The 8,977-nt window shown below is 63.8% G+C and carries 10 protein-coding genes and 1 pseudogene; 5 read left to right on the forward strand and 6 right to left on the reverse strand.

All coding sequences use genetic code 11. The annotated features are described in order from the left end of the window. From ENZ74_RS12185 to ENZ74_RS12195, 3 genes are all read left to right on the forward strand, one after another. The coding region (locus ENZ74_RS12185) for a SulP family inorganic anion transporter (protein ID WP_245470948.1) at positions 1 to 1,712 on the forward strand (1,712 nt) is incomplete at its 5' end. Positions 1,713 to 1,993: 281 nt separating this feature from the next. Then, positions 1,994 to 3,223: an AAA family ATPase gene (locus ENZ74_RS12190; protein WP_063169636.1), complete on the forward strand. Its 1,230-nt coding sequence runs from the start codon at positions 1,994 to 1,996 to the stop codon at positions 3,221 to 3,223. Further along, entirely contained in the window at positions 3,220 to 3,786 is a 567-nt protein-coding gene (locus ENZ74_RS12195) for a hypothetical protein (protein WP_063169637.1), read from the forward strand. Before ENZ74_RS12190 ends, ENZ74_RS12195 begins: the two co-directional genes overlap by 4 nt. 284 nt (positions 3,787 to 4,070) lie before the next feature. On the opposite strand, the gene ENZ74_RS12200 is transcribed toward ENZ74_RS12195, so the two are convergent. Then, a complete protein-coding gene (locus ENZ74_RS12200; RefSeq protein ID WP_063169638.1) occupies positions 4,071 to 4,931 on the reverse strand; it encodes a hypothetical protein in 861 nt (286 codons plus the stop codon). Positions 4,932 to 5,044: 113 nt separating this feature from the next. Here ENZ74_RS12200 and ENZ74_RS12205 point away from each other — a divergent pair, with 113 nt between their 5' ends. Beyond that, the gene (locus tag ENZ74_RS12205; RefSeq protein WP_063169639.1) at positions 5,045 to 5,845 is read left to right on the forward strand and encodes a helix-turn-helix transcriptional regulator; all 801 of its coding nucleotides are present in this window, start codon (positions 5,045 to 5,047) and stop codon (positions 5,843 to 5,845) included. Between the two features lie 21 nt (positions 5,846 to 5,866). Here the strand turns inward: ENZ74_RS12205 and ENZ74_RS12210 are convergent, their stop codons facing one another. Genes ENZ74_RS12210 through ENZ74_RS12225 form a run of 4 tightly spaced genes read right to left on the reverse strand, consistent with a single transcriptional unit; the run spans position 5,867 to position 7,340 of the window. Then, positions 5,867 to 6,307, reverse strand: coding sequence for a hypothetical protein (locus tag ENZ74_RS12210; protein WP_063169640.1), 441 nt, complete (start codon positions 6,305 to 6,307; stop codon positions 5,867 to 5,869). Between the two features lie 22 nt (positions 6,308 to 6,329). Further along, positions 6,330 to 6,848: a hypothetical protein gene (locus tag ENZ74_RS12215; RefSeq protein ID WP_063169641.1), complete on the reverse strand. Its 519-nt coding sequence runs from the start codon at positions 6,846 to 6,848 to the stop codon at positions 6,330 to 6,332. Next, complete coding sequence (locus tag ENZ74_RS12220; RefSeq protein ID WP_013528664.1) at positions 6,841 to 7,185, reverse strand: hypothetical protein; 345 nt, start codon at positions 7,183 to 7,185, stop codon at positions 6,841 to 6,843. Before ENZ74_RS12220 ends, ENZ74_RS12215 begins: the two co-directional genes overlap by 8 nt. A gap of 11 nt (positions 7,186 to 7,196) precedes the next feature. Beyond that, complete coding sequence (locus ENZ74_RS12225; RefSeq protein ID WP_082826609.1) at positions 7,197 to 7,340, reverse strand: hypothetical protein; 144 nt, start codon at positions 7,338 to 7,340, stop codon at positions 7,197 to 7,199. A gap of 179 nt (positions 7,341 to 7,519) precedes the next feature. On the opposite strand from ENZ74_RS12225, the gene ENZ74_RS12230 reads away from it, so the two are divergent. Beyond that, positions 7,520 to 8,491: an AraC family transcriptional regulator gene (locus ENZ74_RS12230; RefSeq protein ID WP_013528662.1), complete on the forward strand. Its 972-nt coding sequence runs from the start codon at positions 7,520 to 7,522 to the stop codon at positions 8,489 to 8,491. Between the two features lie 54 nt (positions 8,492 to 8,545). On the opposite strand, the pseudogene ENZ74_RS12235 reads toward ENZ74_RS12230, so the two are convergent. Further along, positions 8,546 to 8,977: pseudogene (locus ENZ74_RS12235) on the reverse strand (lipo-like protein); the annotation flags it as partial.

The following is an 8,977-nucleotide window of genomic DNA, read 5'->3' on the forward strand; positions in this document are numbered from 1 at the left end:
CCCCCAGATCGGCCCAAAGGTCGGCCCACCAGTCGGCAAAGCCGACATTTCCCGAATTGTTCACGCCAAAGCTCGTGACGGTCTGGCGCGAGGGCTACACCTTCGCCGACGCCAAGGCGGACGCCATTGCCGGGCTGACGGTGGCCATTGTCGCGCTGCCCTTGTCGATGGCCATCGCGATCGCCTCGGGAGTCACGCCCGAGCGCGGCCTCTACACCTCGATCGTCGGCGGCTTCATCATTTCGGCGCTCGGCGGCAGCCGCTTCCAGATCGGCGGCCCGGCCGGCGCCTTCATCGTGCTGGTGGCCGCGACGGTTGCCCGGGTCGGTATTGACGGGCTGCTGCTGGCAACGATGATGGCAGGGGTCTTCCTGCTCGCCATCGGCTATCTCCGTCTCGGCACCTACATCAAGTTCATTCCCTATCCGGTGACGGTCGGCTTCACCGCCGGCATCGCCGTCATCATCTTTTCCGGACAGATCGTCGAACTGTTCGGGCTGAAGCTTGCCGGCAAGGAGCCCGGACCGCTGGTGCCGAAGCTGATCGCGGTCGGCGAGGCGGCCGGCACCATCAACCCGGCGGCGACCTTCGTGGCGGTGTTGACCGTCGCCACCATCGCCGGCCTGAAGCGCTGGCGGCCGACATGGCCCGCAATGCTCATCGCCATCGGGCTGGCATCGCTGGTCGTGGCGCTTCTCGCACTGCCGGCGGAGACGATCGGCACCCGCTTTGGCGGTATACCGCGCAGCCTGCAAATGCCCGCTTTGCCGCCGATCAGCCTGGACAGGATGATTGACGTGCTGCCGGATGCCATTGCCTTCGCCTTGCTGGGCGCCATCGAATCGCTGCTTTCGGCGGTGGTCGCCGACGGGATGACGGGCCGCCGGCATCGTTCCAACTGCGAACTGGTGGCGCAAGGCTTCGCCAACATCGCATCCGCCCTGTTCGGCGGCATCTGCGCCACCGGCACCATCGCCCGCACGGCGACCAATGTGCGGGCCGGCGCCCACGGACCGGTTTCGGGCATCGTCCACTCCGCCATCCTGCTCGCCTTGATGTTGGTGGCGGCGCCGCTCGCCAGCTATATCCCGCTCGCCGCCCTGGCCGGCGTGCTGGCGGTCGTGTGCTGGAATATGTTCGAGAAACAGGCCTTCGCCACCTTGCTGCGTGCCTCGCGCGGCGATGCGCTGGTGCTGATGGCGACCTTTCTGCTCGTCATCTTCCGCGATCTCACCGAAGGCATCGTCGTCGGCTTCGTGCTGGGGTCGATCCTGTTCATCGACCGCATGGCCAAGTCGATTGCGGTCGAGGCCGATCAGCCGCTGGTGCAGGAGGATGTCGCCGACAGCACCAAGGCCTACGATGCCAGCGAGGCGACCGACGCCGACACCGTCGTCTATCGCATTTCGGGCGCCTTCTTCTTCGGCGCCGCATCGACCGTCGGCACCGTGCTCGACCGCATAGCCGACCAGCGCAGGAACTTCATCCTCGACTGCTCGGCCGTACCGTTCTTCGATTCGACGGCGGCCAACGTCATCGAAGGCGCCGCCCACAAGGCGAAACGCGCCGGTGTCCGCTTCATCATATCGGGTGCCGCGCCGCAGATCCGACGCATGCTGATCACCCACGGCGTCAAGCGCCCGCTGGTGACCTACGCCGCCTCGATCAAGGATGCGCGGGCGCAGCTGAAAGGGAAGCTGGAGGCGGGGTAGGGGCCGGGATTTGCCGGCCGGTGGCCATAGTCAGGACAAGGTGTCCACCTGTTGAATGCCAACTTCTTGACGTTGAGCTGACTCACGCACGGCGCGACGTGAACAACCGCACTGCGCCTCTTTTTGGTCATTTCGAGAACCAACCTCCGATTCCGAAAGCTGGCATCCATCCACGTTGCGCCGCCAATGCTCAATCCTCGGTGAGCATGAAGCGATCCTGTAATCGAATTATTGACGAAATATCGTTATAGATTCTATTATATCCCCAAGTGAGGTATCCCATGCTCTACAAGCTAGAGGTCGAAAACTTCTTCTCCATCCGCGATCCGCAGGTGCTCGACCTGTCGGTGGATGGAAAAGTGCCCGATCCTGAAGGCCGTTATGCCCCCATCTTCGAGGGTGCGGACGTGCGCGCGCCGAAGGTCGTCGCCCTCTATGGCGCGAACGCCTCGGGTAAAACGACGGTGCTGCGCGCGCTCGAATTCGTCGTGACGATGATCCGCGACAGCGTAGCGCGCACGGTGCCAGGCTTCGCTGGCATCGAGCGGTTCAACGACGTGGAACCCGGCAGTCGGCCGATCCGGTTCGCGATCGAGCTGGGCGGCATCATAAACCTGACGCCGGAAGTCTTTCAGCGCGCCACGAGCGGCGAAAAGGTCGAGCAAGGCACTTACCGCTACGAACTGGAAATCGAACTCAAAGAAGGGCTCGCGGTGCGGATCGCGTCCGAGTCGCTGCGCCAGAGGCCGAACGGCCAAGGGAAATGGCAGCGCGTCTATGAGCGCGATGCCGAGGGCAAGGTGAAGGACTCTAAAACCTTCAGCCTCTCGGGCTTCCAGCACCTCGTGAAGACGCTCGCCGGCAATCACACGGTGCTGTCATCATTCGCGAAATTCCAGCACCCGACCGCGCAGCTTCTTGTGGATACGGCGCGCAAGGCCTTCTTCCAAATTGAGCCTGTGCACTCCTTCGTCGATCGCGACGTGATCGACTATCTAAAGAACCAGCCCAACGTCGTCTCGCGGCTGAAGGATGAGCTAAGCCGCATAGATGTGGGTGTGGAAGGGATGCGCTTTCAGCATACGGACAACGGGCCGCTGCTGCTGTTTAAGCACGCGGGTCTTGCGGTCGAAATGCCTTGGCTGATGGAAAGCCACGGCACGCGGGCCTTTATCAAGATGTTCCCTTTCATCATGAGCGCACTCGATACCGGCGGGATCGCCGCGATCGACGAAATGGACGCGGCCATTCACCCGAACATGCTGCCCGAGCTGGTGCGCTGGTTCTATGCGGCCTCGGGACGTAACAAGTTCGACGCGCAGCTATGGCTCTCCTGCCATTCGGCCTCGCTGCTCGATGACCTCAACAAGGAGGAAATCGTGATCTGCGAGAAGGACCGGCAGGGCCGCAGCCACCTTTACAGCCTCATGGACGTGAAGGTGCGCCGCGACGAGAACCATTACCGCAAATATCTGAGCGGTGCATACGGCGGGGTTCCACACCTCGGATGAGCCGTCGTCGCCCGCCATATATCGAGCTTCGCCGTCCGGTTTATATTGGCTGCGAGGGAGCGTCAGAAGTCGGTTATGCCGGCTTTCTGCAAGATCTGATCCGCGATGCCAATTTGCCGGTGCACCTGCACGTTGACGAATTGGGGCCGGGGACCGGCGATCCGCTGTCGCGTATCGAGATGGCGGTGCTGCGCCTGAAGCTGCTCCAGAGAAAACGCCGTGCGCCCGCGGAACGCTTCGCGCTTTTGGATTTTGACCAGGCCGAGCGCGATCCGCAGCGCGCCGAGCGAACGCGCAAGCTCGCGGCCGACAACGGAATCACGATTCTCTGGCAACGGCCCTGCTTTGAGGCAATGCTGCTGCGCCATCTGGAGGGCAAGGCGGCCAACCGCCCGCCCGATACGCCGGGGGCGGTTAAGGCGCTCGAAAAGGAATGGCCGGAATACAAAAAGCCCATGACGCGCGCCAACCTGGCGCGCCGGATTAATCGGGATGCCGTCCTGCGGGCGGCAGGTGTCGAGGCCGAACTACAAGCCTTGCTCCGCAGTATCGGGGTGCTCTAGCGATCGGGATACGCGACTTCCGCGCTGTATGGTCGCCGGCGGCGGTGAACCGGTGGCGACGGAAGCTTCGCCACAAGCACGTCCCGAACCGGACGTTCCGCTCCCGGCCCAAAGGCGAGATCAAAATATCTGCTCGGCAATGTCGGCTATTGGCGCTTGGCACAAGGTGGGCCGATCCGGGGACGTCGTTAATTGGCCACAATACGATCCTCGCCGACTAACGACAGTCCATCGGCCGTTGGCGAACGTCTCGCAGCTCTGCCCTGAGGCGCCGATCATGGCTCTCAATCGAGCTTCAGCGCCACAACCTCGCCTTCGTTCATCAACGGCACATAAAGGATCGACTTGCCATCGGCGCCGATGTCGGCGCTGCCCGGCTTGAACTGCGCCACCACCTCCGGCGCGCCGCCCGCATGATGGCGGTAGAGCTTGCCGGTCATGTAGGCGGTGGTATAGATGGTGCCGCCGATGGCTACGACGCCGTCGAGATCGGCGAATTTCTGGGCGGCCGGCAAGGGCGAAACCACCTTGCTGGCGATGTCGACCGACAGCAGGCCGCCAAGCTCCGTCGTGCTGAAGTCGGGCTTGATGCCCTTGCCCCAGGAGGCGACGATCAATCGGCCGCCATCGGCGAAGATGCCGTTGGGTGAAGCCAATGCCCCGTCCTTGACGAACAGCTCCGGCCGGTCGCCATCGATGCGGTAGATGGCGTCGGCCAGCATGTCGGTGACATAGACCTTGCCGGATTGGTCCGATGTCATGTCGTTGAGGAAGACCGCGTTCGGCACCGCGATGCTGGCGACCAGCTTGCCGCTGGCGAGGTCGACGACGCGGACTTTCGTGATGTCGGCGACATAGAGCTTGCCGCCCGAGATCGCCATGCCCTTGGGTGCGTCCATGCCGTCGGTCCAGTGCTGGGTGACCGTCTTGCCGTCCAGCGACAGCACGGAGAGATAACCGTTGCCGTCGGCCTCGCCGGGATTGCCTGATATGTTGGAAACGATGATGCGATTGTCAGCGGCGTCGAACAGGGCCGATTCCGGCTGTTCGAGCCCGGTGGCGCGCCAGAGTTCGCCGGCCTCCGCGGCGGGCACTGCGGCAATGCCGATGACGGCGATAAAGGTTGAGGTGATGAGGGTGTTCATGACTGCTCTCCTGAGATGACGAGGCAGAGCTATGGCTTTCGATACTTTTCGGAAAGGCCTGACGCCGCTAGTATCGAATATCGATACGAAACTAGCGACAAGAGGTGCATCCAATGAACGGTCTGATCTTCCAGGCGCTGAAGCGGACGTTGAAGGCGAAGGGCGTCACCTATCGCGCGCTGGCCGAACGCATGGGCGTTTCCGAACCGACGGTGAAGCGTATCTTCCATGAGCGCAATTGCAAGCTCGACCGGCTGATGGAGATTTGCGCTGCGGCCGGTGTCGAACTGGAAAACGTGCTCGGCTCGATGAACCGGGGGCCTGGGCCGGTCAACCACATCGCGCCGGAGATCGAGCGCAAGCTCGCCAGCCGGCCGGCGCTGCTGTTCATCTTCGTCATGCTGTCAGAAAAGTTCACGCCCGAAGGCATCATGCGCTCGCAAGGCCTGAGCGAGGCTTCGATGTTCCTCTATCTGCGCGATCTCGAGGAACTCGGCCTGATCGCGCTCGGACGGGGTCTCTCGGCGAGACTGCTGGTCGAGACGCCGATCCAGTGGAACTTCGAAGGGCCGCTCAGGCCGCTGTTCGAGATGACCAACAAGAATTTCATCGGCTGGGCCATCACCCATATCGACAAGGAAGCGACCTTCGTCAGCTTCTCCAGGCGGATGCGGCCGGAGACGGCTGAAATGGTGCGGCGCGAGGCGGAGGATCTCGCCGACCGCGCCAAGCTGCTCGCCCATCACGACCAGCACACGACGCCGGAGGATGGCCTGATCGGCTACAAATGGACGTTTGCCTTTGGCGCGACGCCATTTCCGGCAATCATGCCGATCGGGCCGCACGCGCGAGATGCCGGGGCGAGGCCTGATACGCCCGCCGCCGCGAAAGGACAGCGGCCGCTGCCGGCCTGACCAGGCACCGCGTCAATCGTCTCAGCACGATTGCATCTGGTGGCTGAGCTTACCGCGCACGACCCTGGCAGTGCCGACCGCCACCATTTTTGCCGCTGTCTTGCCCCCCGGACCCGCCATGCGACCGGCGACGCCGACCGCGCCATTGACGGCGCCCATCGTCTTCATCTGCCCGACCGTCTCGTTCATACGCGCCCGGCAGTCCTGCATTTTCCTGGTCGCCTCGACTGCAGCCAGGGCCTCGCCAAGACCTGCCGGCGAGTCCGGGCCGGCCGCCAACTCCGCCAATTGCGCATGCTGGTCTGGCGTGATCGGCGGGCTGGCGGCCGTCTGGCTGCAGCCGGAGGCCAGCAGGCAGATCAGCATCGCGATCGGGCTGCCTCGCCCGGCACGTGCCGTGGCTGGAAAAATATCGCGATGTTCGGCCTCGAGGCTCCCGCCCGGAGTTGCTTTTCCGGCCACCCGTTTCCTGTTGCCCAACCTCCTATTGCCCCATCGCCGGGCCGAGGATGAGGCTGCGGATTTTTGGCGTCAGCGGCCTGACGACATCGGCGAAGGGGTCACCCTCGGCCCGCAAGGCCATCAAGCCTTCGTCCTCTTCGTCGATCGCGGCGATGGTCTCCGTCTTCTGTGCCTCGGTCAGCTCCCTCATGCCGGATATGGCATTTCTGAGCTTGGCGAAAATGGCATCGAGTTCTGCGACCGGCATCGTCGCCAGGAACCCGCGCATGGTCTCTCCAAGCGCGACCTTCCAGCTGTCGGCGGTGAAACCGGCGCTGCCGATCAAGCCCTTGTCCGCGGCATCGCGCTCGTACCAGTCGGCGGCGATCTCCTCGTCATAGGCGAACTGACCGAATTCGGGCTGCAAGGCCTCGATCAGGCCGACGACCGCCGACGCATCCCGCGCTGTCAGCGCCAAGGCAGGCGGGCTGTCGAAGATCATGCCGGCAAGTGCGAGCGCGCCGGCCAGCCGGCGCATGGCTACGAAACGCCGCTCAGCCATAACAATCCTCCGCAATGCCGGCCCGGGCACTGCTCGTTGCCTGGGACTGCAGAACCGAGCCGCCGATCGAGGCGGCCTGGCCGGCAATGACCCCACCATTGCCAGCCAGACCGCCAAGACCCCCCGCCATCGACAGCACACCGCCGAGCAGAGCCGCATTGGTCTGCGCCTTCGCCGCCTTCTTGGCCGCATCGGCGCATGCCGTTTCCGTCGTCGGTTCGTTCCGGGCCTTCTTGCTGCCGGCCGCGCTCGCGATCGATGCCGGCCTGTCGTCGACCTGGCCCGTTTGGCAGCCCGCAAGGGCAATGGTCAGGGCCAGGAAAATGCTCTTTTTCATGGTGCTGCTCATCATCGGGCAGCGCGCGGCGGCAGCTTGGCCTCGCGATGATCGGTCACTGCGTTGCCCAAGGCGATCGACAGCAGATAGATGCGCGGATTGAACCCTGCCGCAGCCAGTGCCGACAGCGTCTTGAACAGTTGCAAATGAAACATCGTGCCCCCCTTTGGATTGCCGCCAATGCGGTTCCGGTTCCGGAATCGCGCCGCAAACTAGGGGCATAAAAGGGGGGCAGCTTGGACAGAACGGCACTGAAAGCGGCCAAAACGGCCCGGGATTGACGTTTTGCAGGCTCCGGCGCATATGACCGCGCTCTTGGGCATGGGGGGTGTCGATGACTGCGACGATGGGGACGTCAGCCTCATTCAGGCTGGCGACGGAGATGTTTCCGGAGCGGGATCGCGTCGAGATCACGCGTGAGGTTTACGGCCGCACGGTTCTGAGGGTGGACCTCGATCCGCTGGCGCCGGCGCAGATCGACATGCGGGTGCGCGCGTTGCCAGGCCTCGGCATCGCCACCGGCAGCTCATCGGAATTCCGGGTGCATCGTACGTCGTCGCTGATCGACAATGACGACTTCGTTCTTCTGGCGGCCCTCGACGGGGGCAGTGTGATGAAGCATCGCGGCCGCGAGGAGGCGGTCGGCAACGGCCAGGCGCTGATGATGAGCGGTGAAGAGGTTGGCCTCAACCTGATCGGCGCCGGCGGGTTTCGCTTCGTCAATCTGAGTTTTTCGCGCAAGCAGCTTTCGCCTCTGATCGGCGATCCGGCCGCGGTTCTTATGCGGCCCTTGCCGACCCAAAGCGGGGCGATGCGGCTGTTGCTCGACTATATCAGCTCGATCCAGGAGGTCGGAGACGAGTTGACTGCGGAGGCCTGCCACCTTGCGGCGGCACATGTTTTCGACCTTGCCGCACTCGCCATGGGCGCGACCAGGGATGCGGCCCAGATCGCACGCGGCCGCGGCGTCAGCGTTGCCCGCTTGCGCGCCATCAAGGCCGATATCGTCGCGCATGGTGGCCATGTCGACCTGTCGGCGCAAGACGTCGCCGCCCGCCACGGACTGTCGGCCCGCTACGTCCGCAAGCTGTTCGAGAGCGATGGCACATCCTTGATTGATTTCATGATGACCCAACGGCTGGCGCGCGCCCATCGCATGCTCGGCGATCCGCGCCATGCCGGACGCAGCATCACCGCGATCGCCTACGAGGCCGGCTTCAACGACCTTTCCTATTTCAACCGGGCGTTCCGTCGCCGTTATGACGCCACACCCTCGGACGTGCGGGCCGCGGCTTGCAAGCACTGACGCCCGGCTGCCGGCCAGCGGTCCTGTGCAGCGGCTGGACTCATTTGATCGCGTTTATTCGGCGGCCTTGGCCCCGGGATCGGCAAGCTTGTCGTCCCAGGTCACCGCCCGGTAGTCGAAACCATATTCCAGCGTCGGCTTGACGATGCGGAAATAGGGCGACAGGTCGAAATCGCGCGGCGTGTAGAGCGAATGGTGGCGGATGTGCAGGATTTCCTTGCGCGAATAGTTCGACTGCGCCGAGGCGCGGCCGGGCGCACGGGTGATCTCGGGCAGGATCGGATAGCGGATCTGGCCATAGGCCTCGGCAATCAGCGTCGAGCAGATCGCCCGTGTCGGATCGCCGGAACCGAAGGCCAGCATGCGGCGGCGCCAGCGCACCGGCACCGGCGGTGTCGGGAAGAAAAAACGCAGCATGTCGAAAATGTTCTTGAGGTCGTATTTCAGGCCGAGCTTGCCGATCATGAAGGCGACGACCTTGTCGCG

This window comes from Mesorhizobium sp. M7A.F.Ca.CA.002.15.2.1 (genome assembly GCF_003998715.1).
In the GTDB taxonomy this organism is placed as follows: domain Bacteria; phylum Pseudomonadota; class Alphaproteobacteria; order Rhizobiales; family Rhizobiaceae; genus Mesorhizobium; species Mesorhizobium ciceri.